The sequence below is a fragment of the Sphingomonas sp. DG1-23 genome (assembly GCF_030730875.1).
In the GTDB taxonomy this organism is placed as follows: Bacteria; Pseudomonadota; Alphaproteobacteria; order Sphingomonadales; family Sphingomonadaceae; genus Sphingomonas.
Genome location: NZ_JAVAMA010000005.1, coordinates 161,989 through 187,199, shown reverse-complemented (window position 1 = coordinate 187,199; position 25,211 = coordinate 161,989). Strand labels below are relative to the sequence as shown.

Genomic DNA, 25,211 nt, shown 5'->3' with positions numbered 1-25,211 from the left:
CATTGCAGAAAGTCGTTACGCACCTAATTTAACATCGCGGCGGGGGCTGTGATGTAGGACGGCTATGGCGTTGATCGATCGCTTCTTCGAACGCGCAGTCAAGCGCGGGCAACTCACTGTCTTTCACGCCGATGGCACCAGCCGCAGCTTCGGTGCACCCGATGCGGCCATCCGGCCGGTGACGCTGCGCTTCGGCCCCGGCGCCGCCGCGGCGATCGTCCGCAATCCGTCGCTGGGCGCGGCCGAATGTTTCATGGACGGCCGGCTGACGATCGAGCAGGGCGACATTCTCGATCTGTTGGTGCTGATGACCGGCAATAATCGCTGGGAGGACGCCACCGCCGCGCTCGACCCGAAGCCGCTCAGCCGGCTGGTCAACACCATCATGCACCGGATCGGCCGCTACAACATGGCGCGGCAGGCGAAGCGCAACGTCGCGCATCACTACGATCTGTCGCGGCGGCTCTACGATCTCTTCCTCGATGCCGACCGCCAATATAGCTGCGCCTATTTCACCGATCCGGCGAACAGCCTCGAACAGGCCCAGGCCGACAAGAAGGCCCATATCGTCGCCAAATTGGCGATTCAGCCGGGGATGCGCGTGCTCGACATCGGCTGCGGCTGGGGCGGGATGGCGCTCTACATCCACGAGAAGACCGGCGCCGAAGTCGTCGGCATCACGCTTTCGGAGGAGCAGCTAAAAGTCGCCCGCGAGCGCGCCGCCGAGCGCGGCGTCCACGGCAAGGTGCGCTTCGAGCTGGTCGACTATCGCGCGATGACCGGCCAGTTCGACCGGATCGTCTCGGTCGGCATGTTCGAGCATGTCGGCACGCCGCAATATCGCACCTTCTTCCGCAAATGCCGTGAGCTGCTGACTCCGGAAGGCGTGATGCTGCTCCACACCATCGGCCGGGCAGGCGCGCCCGGGGTCACCGATGCCTTCACGCTCAAATACATCTTCCCCGGCGGCTATATTCCGGCGCTGTCCGAGATCGCGCGCGGCTATGAGGGGCTGCGCATGTTCCCGACCGATATCGAAGTGCTGCGGCTCCATTATGCGCATACGCTCAAGGCGTGGTACGACCGCACCGTCGCGGCGCATGACGAGATCGTCGCGCTCTACGACGAACGCTTCTTCCGGATGTGGACCTTCTACCTCGCGGGTTCATACGTCGCGTTCCTCAACGGCGGGCTGGTCAATTACCAGCTCCAGATGTCGCGTTCGCGTGACAGCCTGCCGATCACGCGGGATTACATGGCCGAGGCCGAAACGGCGCTGCGCGCGGACGCTCCCGAGGCGATGCGCGAGGCCGGGTAGGGCGCCTTGCGCAAGAGATTAACGCGGACACGCGAAGGCTTATTCGCGCAGAGGCGCAGAGGACGCAGGGACCGCATCCCAACGGGCAGTTGCTCTGGACAATCGCACGTCTGGATGGCGGCGGAACGCCGCTTTCTGATAAGGATATCGGTTTGCTCCCCTGGGAAGCGATGGGACGCAGCGAGCGATCTCTGGGTCTCCTGCGCCTCCTGCGCGAACCAATCTTTCCACCCTGCGCGTGAAAAAGCGTGCACTCAGCCGCAGGCCGCATCGCCTTTCGTCCAGCTCTCCCGCACGATCTCTTCGAGCACGCCCACATCCACATCGGCGAGCTTGTTGACGTAGAGGCACGCCTTGCTCGTCTTGTGCTTGCCCAGCCGGGCGAGCAGAGCCTCATATCCCTCGAAGCCGCCGACATAGAAAACCAGCTGCGCCGCGCGCGGCGAGAAGCCGATCCGGCACATGTCGCCTTCGTGCCCGCTGTCGTAGCGGTAATGATAGCTGCCGAAGCCGATGATCGAAGGCCCCCACATCTGCGCCGGATCGCCCGACACGCGCTCCATCATCGCGCGCACCGCCTTCGCATCCTCGCGCCGGCGCGGATTCGCCACGGCCTCGATGAAGCCATCGACGCTCGCCGGCGTGGCTTTGGTCTTGATCTCGGCCATGCTGTCCTCCGCCGCGCAGTCTAGCAGAGTTGCGCCGCGAGTGCAGGGACCCTAGAGCGCCCCCGGTTTTCCCGCGCATCTTCAGGAGTCGCCTGCCTCATGTCCGACAAGATCAACCGAGTCGTTCTCGCTTATTCGGGCGGGCTGGACACGAGCGTGATCCTGAAGTGGCTCCAGCAGGAATATCAGTGCGAGGTGGTGACCTTCACTGCCGATCTCGGCCAGGGCGAGGAGCTCGGCCCGGTGCGCGGCAAGGCCGAGATGGCCGGGGTCAAGCCCGAGCACATCTTCATCGACGATCTGCGCGAGGAATTCGTCCGCGACTTCGTCTTCCCGATGATGCGCGCCAATGCGCAATATGAGGGGCTGTACCTGCTCGGCACCTCGATCGCGCGCCCGCTGATCGCCAGGCGCCAGATCGAGATCGCCCGCCAGGTCAATGCCGATGCGGTGAGCCACGGCGCCACCGGCAAGGGCAATGATCAGGTCCGCTTCGAGCTCGGCTATTACGCGCTCAATCCCGACATCAAGGTGATCGCGCCATGGCGCGAATGGGATCTGACCAGCCGCGAGCGGCTGATCGAGTTCGCCGAGGCGCACCAGATCCCGATCGCGCGCGACAAGCGCGGCGAGGCGCCCTTCTCGACCGACGCCAACCTTCTCCACACCTCGTCCGAGGGCAAGGTGCTCGAGGATCCGTGGGAGGAAGTCCCCGATTACGTCTATTCGCGCACGGTCAATCCCGAGGACGCGCCCGACGCGCCGGAAAGCATCACGATCGATTTCGAGCGCGGCGACGGCGTCGCATTGAACGGCGAGGCGATGTCGCCGGCGACTCTGCTGACCGCGCTCAACGAACTCGGCCGCAAACACGGCATCGGCCGGCTCGATCTGGTCGAGAACCGCTTCGTCGGCATGAAGTCGCGCGGCATGTACGAGACTCCGGGCGGGACGATCTATCAGCTCGCCCATCGCGGGATCGAGCAGATCACGCTCGATCGCGGGGCCGCGCATCTCAAGGACGAGCTGATGCCGCGTTATGCCGAACTGATCTATAATGGCTTCTGGTTCGCGCCCGAGCGCGAGATGCTCCAGGCCGCGATCGACCACAGCCAGGCCAAGGTCACCGGCACCGTCCGGCTGAAGCTCTACAAGGGCAATGTCATCGTCACCGGCCGCCGCTCGCCCAACAGCCTGTACAGCGAGAAGGTCGTCACCTTCGAGGACGATCAGGGCGCCTATGACCAGCGCGATGCGGCGGGCTTCATCAAGCTGAACGCACTGCGGCTCCGCCTGCTGGGTCGACGCGACGGCTGACCCGTCACCGCATCGTCATCCCGGCGAAAGCCGGGATCGCGTGCCGTATCGCGCCTTCGCCTGAGATCGGGATGACGGACCGGGGCTTTCGTCCGGATGCCCTAACCCGTGCTTAACCATGACGCGTTACGCCGGCCCGCGTGGACGAACCCTCCCGCCCGGCCCGCGACCTCGGCGTCGCCCTGCTCCTCGCGGGGCTGCTGACCTGCGCGTGGACCGTGCAGGTCTGGGCGAGCCTCTTCGCGCTGCGCCTGCCCGACACCGACGACGTGGTCCGCCTCCAGCAGATCCGCGACTGGCTGGGCGGGCAGGGCTTCGGCGATCTCGCCCAGCACCGGCTCGGGTCGCCGCCGGGGCTCGAGATGCATTGGTCGCGGTTGCCCGATCTGGTGCCCGGCGCGCTGATCTTCTTGCTCTCGCCTCTGCTCGGGACGCACGCCGCCGAACTGGTCGCCGTGACCCTGTGGCCGGCATTGCTCTTCGCCGCCGCGCTGGCGCTGGTCGCCGCGATCGCGCGCGCGCTCGGCACTTCGGGGCCGGTGGCCGCGCTGATCGCTGCGCTCGCTTATCCCGCGACCAGCCTGTTCATGCCGGGACGGATCGACCATCACGGGCTCCAGCTGGTGCTGCTGCTGATCGTCGCGCGCGCTGCGATCGGGCGGGGCAATCTCGCAGCCGGCGCGGCCGCCGGCCTCGCGACGGCGGCATCTTTGGTCATCGGCATCGAGACTGCGCCGTTGCTCGCGATCGGCGGGACCGCGATCGCCGTCCGCTGGATCGCCGGAGGCCGCGAAGGCCAGGCGCGGCTCGCCGGCTATGCCGTCGGCCTGGTCCTCGCGCTCGCCGCCGCATCGGCACTGCTGCGCACCAGCGGCTGGGACTGGCCGGGCTGCGACGGCTTCACTGCAATATTCTGGCGCGCGGCGCAGCTTGCCGCACTGGCGCCGCTCGCGCTGGCCGCATTCGGTTTCGCAATGCAGTCGCCACGCGCCCGACGGATCGCCGCGCTGATTCTTGCCCCGGTTGCCCTCTTCGGCGCGTGCGCGCTCGCGCCCGGCTGCGTGCAGCCTTATGGTCGGGTCGATCCGCTGCTCGCGCAGCTGTGGCTCGCCAATGTCGCCGAAGCGCAACCGCTGATCGGTGCGCCGCTCGGCCATGCGATCGGCTATGCCGGGCTGATGCTGGCGGGCATCGCTGCCGGTATCTGGGTGTGGCGCCGGTCGCGGGACCCGCGTTGGCTGGTCCTTCTCGCGCTCCAGCTTGGTGCGCTCGCCCTGACCCTGATCCAGCTGCGCGGCGCCTATGCCGGCGCGCTGCTCGCCGCGCCGGCGCTCGCCGCATTGGTCACTGCCGCGCGCGCGAAGGGCGTGATCGTCTTGCTTCCGGCCTGGCTGGTTTCCGCCGGCTTGCTCTACCCGATCGCCGGGAGCGCCGTGGCGCCGGAAGGCGCGTCCGGACCCGCCACAGGCGATTGCACCAGCCCCGCCGCGCTCGCGCGTCTCGCTGCCTTGCCGCCGGGCACGCTGATCGCGCCGATCGATATGGGCGCTTGGGCGCTCGCGGCGACGCCGCATCGCGTAGTGGCGGCGCCCTATCATCGCGGCGGCGCCGGCAACATGGCGATGTACCGCTTCTTCCTCGGCCCGATCGAGAATGCCCCGCGGCTCGCCCGGCAATGGCGAGTCGATTATGTCGCGCTCTGCCCCGGCGATTTCGACGAGCTCGGCGTGCAGGTCGCCGATCCCGCCCGGCTGAGCGGCGCGTTGCGCAGTGGCCGTCCGCCGGCATGGCTGCGCCCGCTCTCGCCTCCCGGCGAGGCGCCGGCAGTGTTCGCGTTCGTTCCCCCGTCCACGGAGCCCAACCCTTGAGCCGCACCGAAACCGTCTGGTGGGAGACGCGCTGGTTCGCCGCACTGGCGATCCTGCTTGCGCTCGTCCCGCTGCTGCTGCCGACGGTGCCCCCGCTCACCGATCTCGCGGGGCATATCGGCCGCTATCGGGTGATGCTCGGCACCGACGCCGACGCGCTGTCGCAATTTTATAGCTATCAATGGCGGTTCGTCGGCAATCTCGGAGTCGACCTGATCGTCGCGGGGCTCAGCCCGCTGATCGGGCTCGAGCCCGCGGTCAAATCCGCGGTCCTGCTGACCGTCGGGCTGACTGCGAGCGGCATCTTGTGGATCTCGCGCGAGGCGCATGGCCGGGTCCAGCCCTGGGCGCTGCTCGCGCTGCCCCTCGCTTACAACTACGCCTTTCACTTCGGCTTCGTGAACCATTGCTTCGCGATGGCGCTGGCGCTCAACGCCTTCGCATTGTGGCTGCGGCTCGGCCGGCAGGAGCAGTTTCGCCTGCGCGCATCGATCTTCGTGCCGCTCGCGGTCCTGGTCTGGATTGCCCATATCGTCGGTTGGGGTGCGCTGTGCCTGATGATCTATGGCGCCGAGCTCGCGCGGGCGCGCGGGCAGGGCCGGGGCTGGCCCGCAGCGATCTTCCATGCAGGAATCGGCTGTCTGCCGCTCGCCTTGCCGTTCGTGCTGCTGATCCTGTGGCGATCGAACGAAAGCCATGGCGACAGCGTCACCCACCATTTCTTCGACTTTCAGTTCAAGGCGGGCTGGCTGGCGATGGTGTTCCGCGATCGCTGGCCCGAATTCGACATGGCGTCGGCGGCGTTGATCGCGATCCTGCTCTATCGCGGGTTTCGCAGCGATCGGGTCGCGAAATCGCCGGCTCTGGTCGCGGCCAGCCTGCTGCTGCTCCTCGCCTTCGTGCTCCTGCCCTTCATGCTGTTCATGTCGGCCTTCGCCGATATGCGGCTGGCGCCCTATCTCGTCGCGCTGGCGTTGCTCAGCCTGGGCGCCGGCGAGACCATGTCCTTCCGCGAAAAATCTGCGATGGCGATGATCGGACTGGCCTTTTTCGGTGCGCGCATCGCCGGCAACACGGCAAGCCTGTGGCTCCACGGCCGCAATTGGGAGCGCCATCTCGCCGCGCTCGACCATGTCCCGCGCGGCAGCCGCCTCGTCAGTTTCGTCGGCCAGGACTGCGCCAAGCCGTGGTCGGATCGCCGCACCAGTCACCTGCCCGGCCTGGCGACGGCGCGCCGCGCCGCTTTCTCCAACGATCAATGGCGTCTCGGCGGCAGCACGCCGCTCAAGATCGTGGTGACCGGCCTCCACGATTTCGACGGCGACCCTTCGCAAATGGTGATGGCCGACTGGTGCGCGGCCGAGCCCAGCTATCTGCCGCTCGCCGTGGCGCTCGCCCGTGTGCCGCGCGCACATGCCGACTATGTCTGGCTGATCGATCCGCCCGCTTTCGATCCGCGGCTCGTCGCCGGAATGACCCCGATCTGGCGCAACGATTCGGATGTGCTGTACCGGATCGACAACCATCGCTTGTCTGGAACCAATCCTCCGCACTAAAGCGGCGCGATGGACAGGGGCGAAAGGCTGCATTGGTGGCAGACACGGTGGTTCGTGGCGCTCGCCACCTTCATGGCCGTCGTGCCGTTGCTCTGGCCCGACATCCCGCCGCTCGTCGACCTGCCCGGCCATATGGGGCGCTACCGCGTCCAATTGGTCTGGGAGCAGGCGCCGCATCTGCACCAATGGTATAATTTCAACTGGAGCCTGATGGGCAATCTCGGGGTCGACCTGTTGGTCATTCCCCTGTCGAAATTGTTCGGGCTCGAGTTCGCGGTCAAATTGATCGTCATCGCGATCCCCGCGCTGACCGTCGCCGGACTGCTGATGATCGCGCGCGAGGTGCATGGCCGCATCCCGGCGACCGCCTTGTTCGCGCTGCCGCTGGCTTACGCCTTCCCCTTCCATTTCGGCTTCGTCAATTTCGCCCTGTCGATGGGGCTGGCATTGCTCGGCTTCGGCTGGTGGCTGCGGCTGGGCCGGCTCGGCAGGCTCGGCTTCCGCGCGATGGTGTTCCTGCCGATCTCGGTGCTGATCTGGATCACTCACACTTTCGGCTGGGGCGTGCTCGGCGTGCTCGCTTTCTCGGCCGAATTGGTCCGCAGCCACGACAGGCATCGCGGCGAGGGTTTCGTCCGGGCATGGCTGCTGCCGTGGTTCCATGCCGGGATCCAGTGCCTCCCGCTCGCTCCGCCGGCATTGCTGATGCTGATGTGGCGCAGCGGCGGTCATGTCACCGGCCAGACCGCGGACTGGTTCAACTGGCGCGCCAAGATGCTGTGGATCGTCCAGGTCTTCCGCGATCGCTGGCAATTGTTCGACATCGCCTCGGTCGGGGTGCTGTTCCTGTTGCTGTTCAAGGCGATCCGCGACCCCAATCTCCAATATTCGCGCAATCTCGGCCTGACCTTCCTGTTCCTCGCCGCGGTGTACATCCTGCTGCCGCGGATCGTGTTCGGCTCGGCCTATGCCGATATGCGGCTGGTCCCCTTCCTGATGGCGATCGGGATCATTGCGATCCGGCCCAAGCCCGGCCTGTCGATGCGCGGCGCGGCGCTGGTCGCGGCACTCGGCATGGCATTCTTCACCGCGCGCATCGCCGCGACGACGTGGAGCTTCTTCCTCTACGACAAGTCGTACGATCGCGAATTGAAGGCGCTCGAGCATCTGCCCGAAGGCGCGCGGCTGGTCAGCTTCGTCGGCGAGACCTGCTATAACGAATGGAAGATGACGCGCCTCCAGCACGTCCCCGCGCTCGCGCTCGAGCGCAAGCTTGCCTACACCAACGATCAATGGTCGATGCCGGGCGCGCAATTGCTCACCGTGCGCTATGCCGCGGCGAAGCGTTTCGCCCACGATCCGTCGCAGATCGTCACCGACGTGCAATGCCCGCGCGAATGGTGGCGGCCGGTCCCCTGGGCGCTGACCCGCTTCCCGCGCGACGCGTTCGATTATGTCTGGCTGATCCGCCCCCCCGAATTCCCCCAGCGCTTCATGCAGGGGCTCGTGCCCGTCTATGTCGACGATCACAGCAATAGCGGGCTCTACCGCGTCGACCATGACGTCCCCGCGCCGGTCATCCGTCCGGGCGAGCTGCCGCTGCCGAAATGGGAACGCGACATCATCCTGAACGACGGCCGCCAGTTCACCAGCAACCTCCCCGAGCCCGAAGCCTCGCCCTCGCCCTTGCCCTGATCGGGTTCACACGAAGGCAAATGGAGTTTCGCGCAGAGGCGCAGAGGACGGAGAGGAAATCACGCGCCGCGGCAGCGGCAGGAACTCACGCAAGCAACAGATCGGACGCTACCGGCAGCGCGAGACGGTCTTCGCGCATACCCTCCTCTGCGTCCTCTGCGCCTCTGCGCGAACCTCTTCTTCGCGCTTTCGCGCGAAACCTCACCCCTCGCGCCGGAACGGCATCATCTCGCCGAGCCACTCCTGCTCGCGCTCGACTGCCGCGCGCTCGCGCTGCAGGAAATCGGCCACTGCGCGCCGGAAGCCCGGATTGGGGATATAATGCGCCGACCAGGTCGTCACCGGGCCATAGCCGCGCGCGAGCTTGTGCTCGCCCTGCGCCCCGGCCTCGACCCTGGCCAGCCCGCGTGCGATCGCCGCGTCGATCGCCTGGTAATAGCAAAGCTCGAAATGGAGGAACGGCACTTCCTCGATCGCGCCCCAATAGCGTCCGTACAGCGCATCCTCGCCGATCAGATTGAGCGCGCCCGCAATCGGCACGCCGTCGCGCTCGGCGAGGATCAGCAGCGTCGCGTCGGCCATTTCGGCACCGAGCAGCGAGAAGAAGGCGCGGGTCAGATAGGGCTGGCCCCATTTGCGCGATCCGGTGTCCTGATAGAATTGCCAGAAAGCGTCCCAATGCGCCTCGCTGATCTCGCTCCCGGTCAAATGGCGCACGGTCAGGCCCTCCAGCGCCGCCGCGCGCTCCTTGCGGATCGCCTTGCGCTTGCGGCTGGAGAGTGCCGCGAGGAAGTCGTCGAAGCCGGCATAACAGTGGTTCTGCCAGTGGAACTGGGTGCCCGCGCGGACCAGCCATCCCGCCGCCTCGAACCAGTGCAATTGGGCTTCCTCCACGAAGGTCACGTGCGCCGAGGACAGGCCGTTCTGGTCGGTCACCGCCTCGATCGCGGCGATCAGCGCCGGCGCGGCAGTCGCGTCGCGCAGCAGCAGTCGCGGCCCCGGGACCGGCGTGAACGGCACCGCGACCTGCAGCTTGGGATAATAACTCCCTCCGGCTTGCTCCCATGCATCGGCCCAGCCATGGTCGAAGACATATTCGCCCTGGCTGTGCGATTTGACATAGGCCGGCGCGACCGCCGCGGCGCACCCTTCCGCACCCGCGACCATGATCGGCAGCGGCTGCCAGCCGGCCCGCGCACTCGCCGAACCCGAGCGTTCGAGGATCGACAGGAAGCGGTGCGAGACGAACGGATTGCCGGGCCCCGCACAGGCATCCCACTCGGCCGAGGGGATCGAGGCGACGCCATCGGCGATACGGGCGGTAATCGGTCGGGAACGCACCGCCGCAAGATAGGCGCAGTCACGGCGAAGCGGGAGGGGGGGCTTCACTTATCTTCCCCCGCCGGGGGGAGGTGGCGCCGAAGGCGACGGAGGAACTCACTGCGGCCAGTGATTCCCCCCTCCGTTGGGCCGCGCCTGACCTCCCCCTGGCGGGGGAGGATTGCGATAGTCTCCTAGCTTATGCTGCTCTGGCCGTCGGGTGCCCCCGGCCATTGCGTCACCCGCACGTCGCGCACCGGGTAGGGAATGTGGATCCCGTGCTCCTTGAACAGCAGCCACAACCGGTTGAGCACGTCGCTGCGCACATTGCCGACGCCGCTCTCGGGATCGCTGATCCAGGCGAGGATCTCGTGCTCGACGCCCTTTTCGCCGAACGCCATCAGCCAGACATTGGTCTTCGGGTTGTTGAGCACCCGCGGGCTTTCGGCGGCGGCGCGCAGCATCAGTTCCTGGGCGAGCTTGAGATCGCAATCATAAGCGACCGTCACCGGGATGCGGACGCGGACGTTGCGGTCGGTGTACGACCAGTTCTCCACTTCCTGCGTCATCAGATTCTCGTTGGGAATCAGATGCTCCTTGCCGTCGCGGGTGATCACCGAGACTGCGCGCACGCCGATCTTGTTGACCCAGCCGAAGCTGTCGCCGACGACGATCACGTCGCCCGGCTTGATCGAACGGTCCATCAGCAGGATGATCCCCGCGATCAGATTGCCGATCGTCTTCTGCAGCCCGAAGCCGATCGCGAGACCGAACGCGCCCGAGAATACCGCGAACGCGGTCAGGTCGATCTCGAGCAGATCGACGCCGATGAAGAAGGCCAGCACCACCACGGCGATCGCCGCGAGCTTCTGGACGAGCAGTTTCTGGGTCGCGTCGAAGCCGCGGGCGCTGCCGATCGAATGGGTCAGCACGCGATTGACCAGCCGCACCCCGGCGAACAGCAACAGCACGGTGATCCCGACGGTCAGGCCGGAGAGCAAGGAGAGGCGCCGTTGCCCGACCTGGATGCCGACCCGGTCGAGCGTCGCCTCGATCACCGCGAAGCCGCCGATCGCGTTGCTGAGGATCGCAGTGAAGGCGAGCGCCGCCAGCGTCCACGCCGCCCAGCGCGGCAGATTGAGCCCGCGCAGCACGCCGACCGCGAGCATCGCGACGGCGAACCCTTCGATCAGCCCGAGCGCCAGCGCCGCCAGCGGGGTCCATGGCCAGCTCGCCGCGACGGTCGCGAGCAGGATCGCGGCGGTGCCCCAGCGAATGATCGCGCAGACGCGCAACGAGAAATGCGCGGCGTTGCCGTTGACATGCTCGGCCCAGGCAGCCGCGATCCGGGTGCCGATATGGCGCCCCGCCAGCCAGCCGAGAGCGAGCGCGAGCGCCGCCAGCCCGGCGGCGATCGCGGCTTCGGAAAGCTCGTGGGCGCCCGGCAGATTATGTCCCGCCAGCCAGGCCCCGAGTCGTTCCATCACCCGCGCACCGCGGCGAAGCGGGCGAGCCCGGCCTCGAGATCGGCGATGAGATCGTCGCAATCCTCGAGCCCGATCTGCAGCCGCACCATCGGCCCCTCGGCCTCCCATCTGGTCGCGCTGCGATAACGCTGCGGATCGACCGGGATCGCGAGGCTCTCATAGCCGCCCCAGCTATAGCCGATGCCGAAATGCCTGAGGCCGTCGATCAGCGCCGCGCGCGCCGCCTCGCCGCCGCCGTTGAGCACGAACGAGAACAATCCCGATGCCCCGCGAAAGTCGCGCGCGAAGGTCATGTGGCCGGGGCAATCGGGCAGCGCCGGATGGAGCACCCGCGCCACTTCGGGCCGGTCCTCGAGCCATTCGGCAATCTTGAGCGCCGAGCGGCCATGTTGCTCCAGCCGCACCGCCATCGTCCGCAGCCCCCGCGCGCCGAGCCAGGCGTCGTCGGGGCTCGCGGTCTGGCCGAGCTGATAGGTCGCCGCGCGCAGCCGCTGATATTGCCCTTCCGCGGCGGTCACCGATCCCAGCATCACGTCCGAATGGCCGACGACGTACTTGGTGCAGGCGAGGATCGAATAATCGACCCCCAGCGCGATCGCGGGGAGCAGCAGCGGCGTCGCCCAGGTATTGTCGAGCAAGGTGGTGATCCCACGCGCCTTGGCCACCCCGACGATCGCGGGGATATCCTGCACCTCGAAGGTCAGGCTGCCCGGGCTCTCCATGAAGATCGCCCTGGTCCGCTCGGTGCAGAGTTCGGCGATCCCCGCGCCGATCAGCGGATCGTAGAAGGTCGTGGTGACTCCGAACCGCCTGAGCAGCCCGCTCGCCAGCCCGCGCGTCGGATCATAGGCATTGTCGACCAGCAGCAATTCGTCGCCCGGCGCGAGCACGGCGAGCAAGGCCGAGGCGATCGCCGCGACGCCCGAGGGGTAGAGCAGGGTCGCCTCGGCCCCGGGCTCGAGCTCGGTCAGCGCCTCGGCCAGCGACCATTGCGTCGGAGTGCCGCGGCGGCCGTAGAAGAGCTTGTGGTGGGTATCGGCCGCGCCGCGGGCGCGCAGATCGGCAACATTGTCGTAGAGAATCGTCGAGGCGCGCCACACCGGCGGGTTGACCACCCCCTGCGTCCATTCGTCACGGCGCCCGGCCTGAACGACCTTGGTCGCGTCCTTCTCGTCGCTCATGCCGGTCCCAAAGCCTTTTCGGTATCGGGATGCGCCCCCCATTCGGACCAGCTACCGTCATAGACCGGCACGTCGCGGCCGATCAGATGCCCGGCGAACGCGATCACCGACGCGGTGATCCCCGATCCGCAGGTGGCGACCAGCGGCTTGCTCGGGTCGAGGCCGGCATCCGCGAACACCGCGCGGATCGCATCCGGCTGCTTCCACCTGCCGTCGGCTTCGAAGAAGCGGCCATAGGGAATGTTCTTCGACCCCGGAATATGGCCGGGGGAGCATTCCTTGCGCGGGTCGGGCTCCTCGCCGGTGAACCGCGCCGCCGAGCGCGCGTCGACGATCTGCTCGTCGGTCGCCCGCATCTCGGCGAGGCTGCGCACCTGCGTTCGCGGCATTCCCGCCTCGAAGGTCGAGCGCGCGGGGGAGGGCGCATCCTGCGCCAGCGGCCGCCCCTCGGCCTTCCATTTGGCAATGCCGCCGTCGAGCAGGCTTGCCGCGATGCCGAAGCGCCCGAGCACCCACCACGCCCGGCACGACGTATGGTGCGGGCTGTTGTCGTACAGCACCACCCGGCTTGCCGCATCGATCCCCAACGCCGCCATCCGCGCCTCGAACAGGTCGCGCGGCGGCAGCATCGACGGCAGCGGGTCTCCCGCATCGACCAAAGTGTCGAGATCGAGCAGCAGCGCCCCCGGGATATGCCCGCCGGCATATTCGGCGCGTGGATCCTGCCTCGCCGATCCGGGCAAGGTCGAGGTGTAGGTGGCGTCGAGCACCACGAGTCCGTCGGCGCCGAGTTGGTCCGCGAGCCAGTCTGTCGTTACAAGTGCGTCCATCCTTTCGGGTCCTAGAAGGATGCAAAGCCCGCGTCGATCACCTACATGGCGCCGATGGAACCCAAGCATCTCGGCCAGACCTCGTCGCTTCCCGCCACTCCCGGGGAGGCGGAGCTCGATTACGTCGCCAATCCGCGCCCCGGCAGCCGGTACATGATCCGCTTCGCCGCGCCCGAATTCACGTCGCTGTGCCCGATCACCGGCCAGCCCGATTTCGCGCATCTGGTGATCGATTACGTCCCCGGCGCAACGATCGTCGAATCCAAGTCGCTCAAATTGTTCCTCGGCAGCTTCCGCAATCACGGCGCGTTCCACGAGGATTGCACCGTCGGCATCGGCGAGCGGCTGTTCGATGAAATGAAGCCGAAATGGCTGCGGATCGGCGGCTATTGGTATCCGCGCGGCGGCATCCCGATCGACGTCTTCTGGCAGTCGGGCGAGCCGCCGGCCGGCGTCTGGATCCCCGCGCAGGACGTGCCCGGATATCGCGGCCGAGGCTGAACGCCAGATTTACGAAACGGTTCGTCGGATTCTTCTACGTTGCATTGCAGCAAAAGTGAAACCATATTCCTTTGCAAGAGTTGAGGAGGCTTCGAGAGGGTCGTGACGACCCAATTGTTGCAGTAGCGAAGGAAGAGAAATGGCGCCGTTCATGTTGGCTCCGGGTATCAGGCATCTTGCGCTCATCGGCAACTTTCTCCCGCGCAAATGCGGCCTCGCGACCTACACGACCGATACCTACAACGCGCTGAAGCAGCGTTATCCCGATCTTCGCGTCGACGTCTTCGCGATGGACGATCATCCCGGCAGGTACGACTATCCCGAAGCCGTCACCCGCGCGATCCCGCAGCACGAGCGTGCCGCTTATGTCGACACCGCCCGCGCGATCGAGGCCAGCGGCGCGCAGGCTTTGTGGATCCAGCACGAATACGGCATTTATGGCGGGCCCGCCGGCGAGTTCCTGATCGCCTTGATCGATCGCCTGTCGATCCCGGTGATCACCACGCTCCACACCGTGCTCGAGCGCCCGAGCGCCGACGAGCGCCGGGTGATGGAGGCGCTGCTGCGCCGCTCGTCGCGGATCATCGTCATGGCCGAAAAGGGCCGCGACATTCTCAAGCGCGTCCATGGCGCCGACGACAAGAGCATCGTCATGATCCCGCACGGCGTTCCCGAGCGCCCGTTCGTCGATCCCGACAGTCTCAAGCCCGATTTCGGCTGGGAAGGCCGCGAAGTCGTGCTGACCTTCGGGCTGCTCGCGCCCAACAAGGGGCTCGAGACGGTGATCTCGGCGCTGCCGCAGGTCGTCGCGCATCATCCGCGGGCGCTCTACGTGATCCTCGGTGCGACGCACCCCAATCTCGTCGCGCACGAAGGCGAAGCCTATCGCGACCGGTTGCGGGCGCTCGCCGAGGAAAAGGGCGTCGCGGGGCACGTCCAGTTCATCGACGCGTTCGTCGAGCATGATGAACTGATCGGCTATCTCCAGGCGGCCGACCTCTATGTCACGCCGTACAATAATCCGGCGCAGATCACCTCGGGCACGCTGTCCTACGCGGTCGGCGTCGGCAAGCCGGTGATCTCGACGCCCTATGTCCATGCGACCGAGATCCTCGGCGACGATCATGGCGTCCTCGTCGATTTCGGCGACAGCGCCGCCTTTGCGCGCGAGATCGATCGGCTGCTGAGCGACGATCGGGCCCGGCTGGCGCTGGCGCAGCGCGCTTATGCCCGCGGCCGCACGATGGTCTGGCCGCGCCTCGCCGAAAATGCGATGGCGGAACTGGCCGCGATCGTCGCCGCGCGGCCGCGCCGCTTCGCCCGGTCGACCGCCGAGCTGGCCACGCTCCAGCCCGATATCGCCGCCGTCGAGCGGATGAGCGACTCGACCGGGATGCTCCAGCATTCGATCTATTCGGTGCCCGATCGCCGCCACGGCTATTGCATCGACGACAATGCCCGCGCGCTGATCCTGATGTGCAAGATCGAAGGGATCGACGAGGGCGTTCGCGACAAGTGGACCACCATCTATGGCGGGTTCGTCCAATATGCGTGGAACCCCGATCAGCGCCGCTTCCGCAATTTCATGAACTTCGATCGTACGTGGTGCGAGGATGTCGGCTCGGAAGATTCGAACGGCCGCGCGATCTGGGCATTGGGCGTCACCGCGCGTGACGCGCGCGCGCAGAAGCACCGCGACTGGGCGTCGATGCTGTTCGACAATACTGCTTCCATCGCGCTCGAGCTCGAGGCGCCGCGCAGCCATGCCTTCGCGATGCTCGGCGCCGCGGCGATGATCGAGGCGCATCCGGGCCATGCGCTCTCGCGCACGATCCTGACGCGCTATGGCGAGGAGCTGATCACCTTGCTCGATCAGGCACGCCGCCCCGAATGGCAATGGTTCGAGATCGTCCTCGCTTATGACAATGCCCGCTTGCCCGAAGCGCTGCTCCGCGCCGGCAAGGCGCTCGGTCGCCAGGATTTCATCCATGTCGGGCTCGAGACGCTCGACTGGATCGTCGGCCGCCAGACTTCGCCCGAGGGTCGATTCCGCGCGGTCGGCAGCGAGAGCTTCGGCCGGCCCTATGCCGAGCCGCTGCCGTTCGACCAGCAGCCGCTCGAGGCGCAGGCCACCGTCGATGCCTGCGCCGCCGCGTGGGAAGTCACCGGCGACCGGCGCTGGTATGGAGAGGCGATGAAAGCCTATCGCTGGTATCTCGGCGCGAACGACCTCGAGCTTCCGCTCGCGACGGCGCAGGACGGCGGCTGTTTCGACGGGCTGATGCCCAACGGTTTGAACCGGAATCAGGGCGCCGAGTCTATTTTGGCGCTCCAACTGGCCAATTGTGCGATTTCCGTACTTTCAAAGCCCGCCGAAAACGTGGCAAGCACCCGCCGCACCGCCGTCGCGTGAACCCTTCGCGCCGGCGCGAGGGATTCAGCGGGGTACGAATGCAGGAATTGTTCAATCACACGCTGCGGCTCCGGGCCGATCCCTCGCGCGTGGTGGTTCGTCCGTTCCATATCGCCTGGGCGCAGAACGGCTCGGGGCCGAGCCGTTCGGAGCGCATCGTCAACGAGGTGCTGGCGATGTCGCCCGGCGAGGCGAGCGCGCAGCTCGAGATCGTGCTCAAGGATTTCGAGGCGCGCCACTGGCAGACGCGCCGGGTGTTCATGACCCGCTATGACGAGATCGAGCAAATGCTCAATCTCGACGGCGCGACGATCGGCGACGAGAAGCGCCAGTTGCTCGGCGCCTATTTCTGCCACGAATACAGCTATGCGGCTGCCGCGCTGATGAATCCCAGCGCGGTGCCGCATTACGATCAGTCGGGGATGCCGCGCGGCAGCATGCGCATCCTGATGTCGCTGCGCGCGGTCGGCGAGGGGCACATCTCCTCTGTCTCGTTCCGCGAGGGCATCATCACCGACAGGAACGAACTCAGCCTCGCTCCCGAACCCCCCTTCGCCACTGCGGCCGATGCGCGCGAGGAGGATGAGGACAAGATCCCCGAAGGCCCGGTGACGGTGTATCGGCACCGGGATTCGACGCTGTCGGGCACGGTGATCTTCCCGATCACCAAGGCGCAGTCGAACGGGCTCGAGGATCTCCGGATCTGCCATTTCACCCATGACGACGGCAGCGAGGAGTGGATCGGCACCTACACCGCCTATAACGGCTCGGTGATCCAGTCCGAACTGATGCGCACGCGCGACTGGCGCGCGATCGATCTCGTCCCGATGACCGGCGGCGCCTCGCGCAACAAGGGGATGGCGCTGTTCCCGCGAAAGGTGAACGGCCAATATATGATGCTCGGCCGCCAGGACGGCGAGAACATCTTCCTCCACGCTTCGGACGACATCACCCATTGGGAAGGCGGCGAGCTGCTGATCAAGCCGTGCTATCCGTGGGAGCTCGTCCAGATGGGCAATTGCGGCCCGCCGATCGAAGTCGACGAAGGCTGGCTGGTGCTCACCCACGGCGTCGGCGCAATGCGCAAATATTCGATCGGCGCGGCGTTGCTCGACAAGAACGATCCGACCAAGGTGCTGGCACGCTCGAAGGAGCCGCTGCTGGCGGCGGCCGATCAGGACCGCGAGGGCTATGTCCCCAACGTGGTCTACACTTGCGGCGCGATCCGCCACGGCGACAAATTGTTCATCCCCTACGGCGTGGCCGACAGCTCGGTCGCCTTCGCCTTCGTGCCGATCAAAGCCCTGCTCGAGCAGATGGGGTGAGGTTCTACATCCTCCCTCGCGAAGCGGGGGAGGGGGACCACGAAGTGGTGGAGGGGGCATATCCGCGAGCTAATCGCTTGCGGCCCAGCCCCCTCCGTCACGCTGCGCGTGCCACCTCCCCCGCTAAAGCGAGGGAGGATTTGGCCATCACCGATAATTCGCGATGTCCTGATCCACCGGCGGTTCGCTCACCGGCGGCACGCTCGCCACCATCCGCCGGGTGACCGCATAAGCCAGCGCGATCAGCCCGAAGAACAACAAAGGCGCCAGCCACATCGCCACGCTCTCGAAACCCTCGCCCATGATCGCCAGCGGCGCGTCGTTCGGCGGGATCGGCGAGTTGCGGTTGGCCCAGGCGAGGATCCCGGCAAAGGCGACCCCGAACAGGCTCTCGCCGACGATCAGCCCGGTCGCGGCGAGCACGCCCATCCGCTCGGCGAATTCCGGATTCGCGCGCCGCGCCGCCCAGCGATTGTAGAAATGGCCGATCAGCGCGCCGACCGGGATCAGCAGGGTCAGCCCCATCGGCAGATAGATGCCCATGCCCACCGCGAGCGGCGGCAGGCGCATCTTGCCCGAACGGCCGAGCAACTCGTCGATCGCGATGACGCCGGCGCCGATCGCCGCGCCGATCCCGATCAGCCCCCAGTCAATGTCGCCGCCCAGCACGCCCTTGGCGATCGACGAGATCAACGCCGCCTGCGGCGCCGACAGCGCGTTGGGCCCGGCGCCGGGCATGCCGACGAAGCCGAGCGTGTCCTTGAGCAGGTCGAGCACGAGCGGGATCGCGAGGCTGCCGAAGATCACCCCCAGCACCAATGCGACCTGCTGCTTCCACGGCGTCGCGCCGACCAATTGGCCGGTCTTTAGGTCCTGGAGATTGTCGTTCGAGATCGTCGCGATCGAGAAGACGATCGCCGTGGTGAACAAGGCATAGGCGATCAGCGCATTGGTCCGCGTCGGATCGGCCTCGTGCCCGAAGATCGCCACCAGCAGCAGCGACGCGCCGAGCACCGCGAGGATGCCCACGCCCGAAACCGGCGAGTTCGACGCGCCGATCAGCCCGGCCATATAGCCGCAGATCGCTGCGATCAGCACGCCGACGATCAGCACATAGACCAGCGAACCGCCGATCACCGCCGCCGGATAATCGTGCACCGGCCCGCCGGTCGAAAAGTCCCAGAGCAGCCACGCGATCGGCGCGAGGATCAGCAAAGTCACCAGCCCGACCACGCCGATCGGCAAGTCGCGCTCGGTGATGTCGAGCGTTTCGCCTGCGCCGCGTGCGCGCGATGCGGCCAGCGCCGAGCGCAGCCCGGCGACGATCGGCCCGATGATCTTGAGCAGCGACCAGATCGCCGCGACGCCGATCGTTCCCGCGCCGATGAAGCGCACCTGCCCGCGGAAAGTGCCGCCGACCAACGCATCGATCCCCGCCGACAGGTCGCCGCCCGAGGCGAAGTACGGGACGAGGACGGTCCACGAGATGATCATTCCGAAGAACATCGCCGCGCCGACCGAGATGCCGACGAGGTGCCCGACGCCGATCAGCAGCATCGACCAACTGGTCGACCAGCCGGTGGCGGTGCCGCCCACCGCGAAGTTCTTGCCTGCTTCGTCGGCGACCAGCTTCATCTTGGCGAGCAGCGCGAAGGCGCCCGAGAACAGCGCGCCGAGCATGAGCACGCGCAGGCCCTTGGCGTTCTCGACATCGCCCGCGCGGCTGTTCGAGCCGACCTTGAGCACTTCGGCGGCGGCGACGCCCTCGGGATAAGGCAGGTCGGACCCGGTCACCAGCGCGCGGCGCAGCGGCACCGAGAACATCACGCCGAGCACGCCGCCGGTGACGCACACCGCGACCGTGGTCCAATAAGGAAAGCCCGACCACCAGCCGACCATGATCAGCCCGGGCAGCACGAACACGATCGCGGCGAGCGTGCCCGCGGCGCTGGCGATCGTCTGGACGATGTTGTTCTCGAGGATCGAGCTGCCGCGAAAGAAGCGCAATATCGCCATCGAGACCACCGCGGCGGGGATCGAGGTGGCGAAGGTCAGCCCGACCTTGAGACCGGCATAGACGTTGGCGGCCGTGAACAGGATCGTGATCAGCGCGCCCAGGAGGACGCCGCGCAGCGTCAGTTCGGAAAGCGGGCGGGGGGCGGTGGCCATTCGGCGCTCCTTGGAGAGGTTTCGCCGAGCTTAGGCACAAGAAGCGGGGATGGGCAATTTCATTGCGTGGCGGCGGGGGCGGTGGAGGCACACCAAACCGTCACCCCGGCCTTGTGCCGGGGTCCACTGCGCCGCGAAGGAAGGGCTCGCGCCTCTTGCTTGTCCTCCAGCCCCTTGGTGGACCCCGGCACTGCGGCCGGGGTGACGGCTGAGTAGGTGGGCTAGCCTCTGAACAGCCCGCCCAGCACCCCGCGCACCAGCTGCGCGCCGAGCCCGCCGCCCGAGCGCCGCCGGCTGCCGCCGCCGAAGATCTCGCGGCCGATCTCGTTGGCGACCTGACGCCCCAGCGACGACGAAGCCGAGCGCGCCGCCGACGTTGCCATCTTGGCCCAGGGCGAAGTCGCGGTCGCCTGCGCGCGCTCGGTGGCGAGGCGGGTGCGCTCGGCCTCCTTGGCGAGCCGCGCCTGTTCCTTGGCCTGGGCGGCGGCGGCCTTGTCCGCTTCGTTGTCGGCCTGCGCCTCGGCCGCCGCGGCGACGGCTTCCTCGGCCTTGGCGCGGAGCATCTCCTCGGCCGATTCGCGGTCGACCGCCACGTCGTATTTGTCGGCTACCGCGTCGGTGGTGACCAGCAATGCGCGTTCCTCGGCAGTCAGCGGGCCGACCCGCGTGCCCGGCGCGCGGATCAGGGTGCGCTCGACCGGCGAGGGCGATCCGTCTTCCTGCAGCACCGACACCAAGGCCTCGCCGACCTTCAATTCGGTGATTGCCGTGGCGACGTCGACTTGCGGATTGGCGCGGAAGGTCTCCGCCGCCGATCGCACCGCCCTGGCGTCCTTCGGCGTGAAGGCGCGCAAGGCGTGCTGCACCCGGTTGCCGAGCTGCCCGGCGACGTCCTCGGGAATGTCGATCGGATTTTGGGTGATGAAATAGACGCCGACCCCCTTCGATCGGATCAGCCGCACGACTTGCTCGATCTTGTCGAGCAACGCCTTGGGCGCGTCGTCGAACAGCAGATGCGCCTCGTCGAAGAAGAAGACGAGCACCGGTCTGTCGGGGTCGCCGATCTCGGGAAGGACCTCGAACAGCTCGGACAGCAGCCACAGCAGGAAGCTGCCATAGAGCCGCGGGCTCGCCATGAGCTTGTCCGCGGCGAGGATGTTGACCACCCCGCGGCCGCGGTCGTCGGTGCGGATGAACTCGCTTATGTCGAGCGCGGGCTCGCCGAAGAAATTCTCGGCGCCCTGGCTGCGCAGCTGGAGCAATTGCCGCTGGATCGTGCCGACGCTGGCTTTGGTGATGTTGCCGAATTTGGTCGAGAGCTCGCTTGCCCGCTCGGCGCAATGCGCGAGCATCGCCTGCAGATCGTCCATGTCGAGAAGGAGCAGGCCCTCCTCGTCGGCGACGTGGAACGCGACGTTGAGCACGCCTTCCTGCGTCTCGTTGAGGTCGAGCAGCCGCGCGAGCAGCAGCGGACCCATCTCGGAGATCGTCGCGCGGATCGGGTGGCCCTGGGCGCCGAACAAATCCCAGAGCTGCACCGGCAATGCGTCGTAGCGCCATGCGGTGTCGCCGATCTCGCGCGCGCGACTCGCGAAGATCTCGTGGGTCTTCGCGGTCGGCGATCCGGCCATGCCGAGCCCCGAAAGATCGCCCTTCACGTCCGACACGAACACCGGCACGCCCGCCGCCGAGAAACCCTCGGCGAGCACCTGCAAGGTCACGGTCTTGCCGGTGCCGGTCGCGCCGGCGATCAGCCCGTGACGGTTCGCGCGGCGGAGCACCAATTCCTGCCGGGCAGTGCCGGCCGCGCCCACGAAAATGCCCGTCTCTCCCGCCATCACCGCACTCCTTGTTCAGAAGGCGGTTCTAGGGGAAAGACGGGCATTTCGTCAGCCCAAAAGACCGCAATCAGTTCGGGATCTGCACCGGCACGTAGCGGCCTACGCCCTTGCGCTGGATGAACAGCACGACCTGCTTGCTGCCCGCGCTCTTGGCCTGGCCGACGATCCGCGCCAGATCCGCGGCGTTGCGCACCGGGGTGCGGTTCGCAGTGGTGATCAGGTCGCCGCGGGCAAGGCCCTTGCCGGCCGCGTCGCTGCTCGCATCGACGCCGAGCACCACAACGCCCTGCGCATTGGTGTCGGCGCCGATCTGGCGCGCGATCTGCGGAGTGAGCGGGGTGACCGCGATGCCGAGCGAGGCGGCACCCATCGTATCGCCGTCTTGCGCACCGGGGCCGCTGTCATTGTCCTCGAGGTCGAATTGCTGCGCCAGCTCCTCGTCGGGCGGGCGGGTGCCGAGGGTGAGCGTCACGGTCTGGCGCTTGCCGTCGCGCACCAGCTCGATCGGGATCCGCGTGCCGGGGGGCACATTGGCGACCAGATAGCTCAAGGTCTGGTCGGGAGTGACGTCGCGATTGTTGACCCGGACGATCACGTCGCCCTGGCGGATGCCGGCCTTCTCGGCGGGCTGGCCCGGCTCGACGCGCGCGACGATCGTGCCGTTGCCCTTGGGCACGCCGAACGAATCGGCGAGGTCGGCGGTCAGGTCCTGCATCTGGATGCCCAGATAGCCGCGCTGGATCGTCTGCCCCTTCATCAGCCGGTCGAGGATCGGCTTGGCTTCGGTCGAAGGGATGGCGAAGCCGATGCCGACATTGCCGCCGGTCGGCGACAGAATCTGCGAGTTGATCCCGATCACGTTGCCGTTGAGATCGAACAGCGGGCCGCCCGAATTGCCGCGGTTGATCGAGGCGTCTGTCTGGATGAAGCGGTCGAACGCGCCGCCCACGGTGGAGCGATGCAGCGCCGAGACGATGCCCGCGGTCACCGATCCGCCGAGGCCGAACGGACTGCCGATCGCGACCACCCAGTCGCCGACTCGCGCCTGGTTCGAATCGCCGAGGCGGACAAAGGGAAGCGCGGTGGCGTCGATCTTGAGAACCGCGAGGTCGGAAGAGGCATCGCGGCCGATCAGGCGCGCTTTATATTCCTTGCGGTCGTTCAGCGTGACGGTGATCGATTCGACCACCGCGCCGCGCGTGCCCGCAGTGACGACATGGTTGTTGGTGACGATGTAGCCGTCGGCCGAGATCAGGAAGCCCGAGCCCAGCGATTCGGCCTGACGGGTCACCGGACCGCCGCCCTGGCCGCGGCCGAACATCTCGAACGGCGTGCCCTGGAACGGATTCTGCTGCTGGACGGTGATGCGCTGGGTGGTCGAGATGTTGACCACCGCCGGCTGCAGCTTGGCGACCATGTCGGCGAAGCTCATCGGCGCGCCGGCGCGCGGCACGCTCGCCTGGATCGCGCCCGGCTCGTTCTGCGCGGTCTGCGCGCCGGCGGGGTGATTCAGCGTCAGGGCAGTGGCGGCGCCACCAAGGGCAAGGGCAGTGGTAAGAGCGTAGACGTAACGCACGTGGGCGAATCCTCTCAAAGGACGGGTAAGCGTTCGGGCGCGGTTGTCGCGCCCGGTTGCTGAACGCTGATTGAATATGAACGAAGCTGCAGGATCATCGTTGCCCCATGAACTCGCGCAGATAGCTGTTCTGGGGGGACAGGATCACCGAGGTCTCGCCCTTGCCCTCGCCCTGGGCGAGGAAGGTCGTCCGGTACGACTGCATCGCGCGGTAGAAATCGTAGAAAGCGGGATCCTTGTTGAACGCCTGGGCATAGACCTGCGCGGCCTGCGCCTGCGCGGTGGCGCGGATGATCTGCGCTTCCTTGAGGCCTTGGGCCTTGATCGTCGCCGCTTCCTGCCGCCGCGCCGTCGCCATGCGGTTGAGTGCGCTCTCGAGCGGCGATCCGCTCGGCAGCTCGGTCTGCTTGATGCGGACGTCGACGATCTCGACGCCGTACTGGCTGGCCAGCCGCTGCAGCGCGTTCTGAATATTGTCCATCACTTCGCCGCGCTCGGGGCTGAGCAGGGTCGCCGAAGTGCGCTTGCCGAGCTCGTTGCGCAGCGACGAGCCGAACAAGGGCTGGAGCTGCTCGCGGACGCGCTCCTCCGAACCCACGGTCACCACCATGCGCAGCGGATCGACCACGCGGAACCGGGCATAGGCGTCGACTTCGAGCCGCAACTGGTCGGTCGACAGCACCGGCTGGTTGGGCAGGTCGATGTCGAGCACGCGCTTGTCGACCCAGACGATGCGGTCGAAGAACGGCAGGCGGAAGATCGGCCCTGCCTGGGTGCGGCCATATTGCTCGTTGGGCTTGTAGGCGTTGACCGTCCGATGCGGCTGCTCGAGCCGCAGGATCACTGCCTGCTTGCTCTCGGGGACGATCGCGACGGTGCTCATCAGCACCACGAGCGCGAGGATCACGGCAATTGCGATGCCGATCGGGCTGCGCAGCCAGCTCAGGGTCATCGTGCCGCTCCCGATTGGGTGCGGGGCTGGGCCGGGGCGTCAGCCGCGGGAGTCCCGCCGCCGCCGCGAAGCGCGGGCAGCGGCAGATAGGGCGTCACGCCTGGGGCCTCGACGATCGTCTTGTTGGTGCGGGACAGGATCTGCTCCATCGTCTCGTAATAGATGCGGCGGCGCGTCACTTCGGGCGCGGCCTTGTACTGCTCGTAGATCTTGTCGAACTCGGCGGCCTCGCCCTGCGCGGCGGCGAGCACCTGCTGGGCATAGGCATTGGCGTTGTTCTTGTTGGCCTGCGCCTCCTGCTGCGCTGCGGTGACTTGCTTGAAGTCCTCGTCCACGGCCTGCGGGGCGGCGGCCTTCTGGATCGCGACGCCCTGGATGCGGATACCCGAATGATATTGGTCGAGGATCTGCTGGATCGATGCCTGGACCTGCCCCTCGATGCGCGCGCGGCCCTGGCCGATCGCTTCGTTGAGGCTGGTGGTGGCGACGACCGCGCGCATCGCGCTCTCGGCAGTGGCGCGGACGGTGTCCTCGGGCCGCGCGATCTGGAACTTGTAATCGACCGCGCTGCTGATGTCCCAGCGCACCGAATAGGCAAGATCGACGATGTTCTGGTCGCCGGTCAGCATCAGATTCTCGCCGCCGGTCGGGAAATTCTCGGTGCGGATATTGGCGACGTCGATCACGTCGACCAGCTGCAGCGGCGCGGGCAAGGTGAACTGGAAGCTGCCGGGACCGAGCGTCCGCGAATAGCTGCCGAGCGTCGTCACCACGCCGCGCTCGCGCGGGCCGATCGAGTGCGTGCTGGTGTAGAAGACCCAGATCAGCAGCAGCGCGCCGATCACCAGGGTCCATAGCCGGCTGCCGCTGGGAAGGCCGGGAATCCCCGGGCCGCCGCCGCCGCGCGCGCGCTTGAGCAATTCGTCGAGGCTGGTCGCGCCGGGTCGGGGACGCTTGCCGTCGGGCGGGAAGGACCAGGGGTTGCGGGGGCCGCCGCCGCCGCCATTGCCTGAACCGCCGCCGTTGCCGGAACCGCCGCTTCCGCCGCCACTGCCCCATGGACTCTTGGGAGCTTCGTTCTTGAAGATGCCGGCCAGTCCGCGCCAGCCCGATTGGTTCACCATCCTGCCTTTATAAGGCGGCATCCGTGGATTTACAGTGGCAGCCGGCGATTGTGCGCCTATCTGGCGTGTA

General features: G+C 67.1%; 18 protein-coding genes. 8 read left to right on the top strand and 10 right to left on the bottom strand.

All coding sequences use genetic code 11. The features are described from left to right. Positions 1 to 64: 64 nt before the first annotated feature. A complete protein-coding gene (locus Q9Q95_RS10445; RefSeq protein ID WP_306096710.1) occupies positions 65 to 1,318 on the top strand; it encodes a cyclopropane-fatty-acyl-phospholipid synthase family protein in 1,254 nt (417 codons plus the stop codon). 254 nt (positions 1,319 to 1,572) lie between these two features. Here Q9Q95_RS10445 and Q9Q95_RS10440 read toward each other — a convergent pair whose 3' ends face one another. Further along, a complete protein-coding gene (locus Q9Q95_RS10440; RefSeq protein ID WP_306096709.1) occupies positions 1,573 to 1,986 on the bottom strand; it encodes a DUF1801 domain-containing protein in 414 nt (137 codons plus the stop codon). A gap of 99 nt (positions 1,987 to 2,085) precedes the next feature. Here Q9Q95_RS10440 and Q9Q95_RS10435 point away from each other — a divergent pair, with 99 nt between their 5' ends. From Q9Q95_RS10435 to Q9Q95_RS10420, 4 genes are all read left to right on the top strand, one after another. Further along, positions 2,086 to 3,303 (top strand): argininosuccinate synthase, encoded by a 1,218-nt coding sequence (locus Q9Q95_RS10435; RefSeq protein ID WP_306096707.1) that lies wholly within the window; start codon positions 2,086 to 2,088, stop codon positions 3,301 to 3,303. Between the two features lie 140 nt (positions 3,304 to 3,443). Further along, complete coding sequence (locus tag Q9Q95_RS10430) at positions 3,444 to 5,171, top strand: hypothetical protein (RefSeq protein WP_306096705.1); 1,728 nt, start codon at positions 3,444 to 3,446, stop codon at positions 5,169 to 5,171. Next, the gene (locus Q9Q95_RS10425; RefSeq protein ID WP_306096703.1) at positions 5,168 to 6,727 is read left to right on the top strand and encodes a hypothetical protein; all 1,560 of its coding nucleotides are present in this window, start codon (positions 5,168 to 5,170) and stop codon (positions 6,725 to 6,727) included. The genes Q9Q95_RS10430 and Q9Q95_RS10425 overlap by 4 nt, the downstream gene beginning before the upstream one ends. A 9-nt stretch (positions 6,728 to 6,736) precedes the next feature. Continuing rightward, entirely contained in the window at positions 6,737 to 8,422 is a 1,686-nt protein-coding gene (locus Q9Q95_RS10420) for a hypothetical protein (RefSeq protein ID WP_306096697.1), read from the top strand. Between the two features lie 201 nt (positions 8,423 to 8,623). On the opposite strand, the gene Q9Q95_RS10415 is transcribed toward Q9Q95_RS10420, so the two are convergent. The 4 genes from Q9Q95_RS10415 to Q9Q95_RS10400 all read right to left on the bottom strand — a co-directional run bounded on the left by Q9Q95_RS10415 (position 8,624) and on the right by Q9Q95_RS10400 (position 13,240). Then, positions 8,624 to 9,763: a GNAT family N-acetyltransferase gene (locus tag Q9Q95_RS10415; RefSeq protein ID WP_306096945.1), complete on the bottom strand. Its 1,140-nt coding sequence runs from the start codon at positions 9,761 to 9,763 to the stop codon at positions 8,624 to 8,626. A 173-nt stretch (positions 9,764 to 9,936) separates the two neighbouring features. Then, a complete protein-coding gene (locus Q9Q95_RS10410; RefSeq protein ID WP_306096695.1) occupies positions 9,937 to 11,226 on the bottom strand; it encodes a mechanosensitive ion channel family protein in 1,290 nt (429 codons plus the stop codon). Then, positions 11,226 to 12,410, bottom strand: a complete 1,185-nt coding sequence (metC, locus tag Q9Q95_RS10405; RefSeq protein WP_306096693.1) for a cystathionine beta-lyase — start codon at positions 12,408 to 12,410, stop codon at positions 11,226 to 11,228. The genes Q9Q95_RS10410 and metC overlap by 1 nt, the downstream gene beginning before the upstream one ends. Then, positions 12,407 to 13,240 carry a sulfurtransferase gene (locus Q9Q95_RS10400; RefSeq protein ID WP_306096692.1) on the bottom strand — a complete coding sequence of 278 codons (834 nt, stop codon included), beginning with the start codon at positions 13,238 to 13,240 and terminating at the stop codon, positions 12,407 to 12,409. Before Q9Q95_RS10400 ends, metC begins: the two co-directional genes overlap by 4 nt. A gap of 54 nt (positions 13,241 to 13,294) precedes the next feature. On the opposite strand from Q9Q95_RS10400, the gene queF reads away from it, so the two are divergent. From queF to Q9Q95_RS10385, 3 genes are all read left to right on the top strand, one after another. Then, positions 13,295 to 13,741: a preQ(1) synthase gene (gene queF, locus Q9Q95_RS10395; RefSeq protein WP_306096943.1), complete on the top strand. Its 447-nt coding sequence runs from the start codon at positions 13,295 to 13,297 to the stop codon at positions 13,739 to 13,741. Between the two features lie 139 nt (positions 13,742 to 13,880). Continuing rightward, positions 13,881 to 16,154 carry a glycosyltransferase family 4 protein gene (locus tag Q9Q95_RS10390; RefSeq protein WP_306096690.1) on the top strand — a complete coding sequence of 758 codons (2,274 nt, stop codon included), beginning with the start codon at positions 13,881 to 13,883 and terminating at the stop codon, positions 16,152 to 16,154. Between the two features lie 38 nt (positions 16,155 to 16,192). After that, positions 16,193 to 17,479, top strand: coding sequence for a glycoside hydrolase family 130 protein (locus Q9Q95_RS10385; protein ID WP_306096688.1), 1,287 nt, complete (start codon positions 16,193 to 16,195; stop codon positions 17,477 to 17,479). Positions 17,480 to 17,626: 147 nt separating this feature from the next. On the opposite strand, the gene Q9Q95_RS10380 is transcribed toward Q9Q95_RS10385, so the two are convergent. The 5 genes from Q9Q95_RS10380 to hflK form a co-directional block, all read right to left on the bottom strand. Then, positions 17,627 to 19,648 carry an OPT family oligopeptide transporter gene (locus tag Q9Q95_RS10380; RefSeq protein WP_306096686.1) on the bottom strand — a complete coding sequence of 674 codons (2,022 nt, stop codon included), beginning with the start codon at positions 19,646 to 19,648 and terminating at the stop codon, positions 17,627 to 17,629. A 221-nt stretch (positions 19,649 to 19,869) separates the two neighbouring features. After that, on the bottom strand, positions 19,870 to 21,486 hold the full coding sequence (locus tag Q9Q95_RS10375) for a helicase HerA-like domain-containing protein (protein WP_306096684.1): 1,617 nt from the start codon (positions 21,484 to 21,486) through the stop codon (positions 19,870 to 19,872). Positions 21,487 to 21,556: 70 nt separating this feature from the next. Further along, positions 21,557 to 23,065, bottom strand: a complete 1,509-nt coding sequence (locus Q9Q95_RS10370) for a Do family serine endopeptidase (RefSeq protein WP_306096682.1) — start codon at positions 23,063 to 23,065, stop codon at positions 21,557 to 21,559. A gap of 94 nt (positions 23,066 to 23,159) precedes the next feature. Beyond that, positions 23,160 to 24,017, bottom strand: a complete 858-nt coding sequence (hflC, locus tag Q9Q95_RS10365; RefSeq protein WP_306096681.1) for a protease modulator HflC — start codon at positions 24,015 to 24,017, stop codon at positions 23,160 to 23,162. Further along, positions 24,014 to 25,141, bottom strand: coding sequence for a protease modulator HflK (gene hflK / locus Q9Q95_RS10360; RefSeq protein ID WP_306096680.1), 1,128 nt, complete (start codon positions 25,139 to 25,141; stop codon positions 24,014 to 24,016). Before hflK ends, hflC begins: the two co-directional genes overlap by 4 nt. Positions 25,142 to 25,211 lie beyond the last annotated feature (70 nt).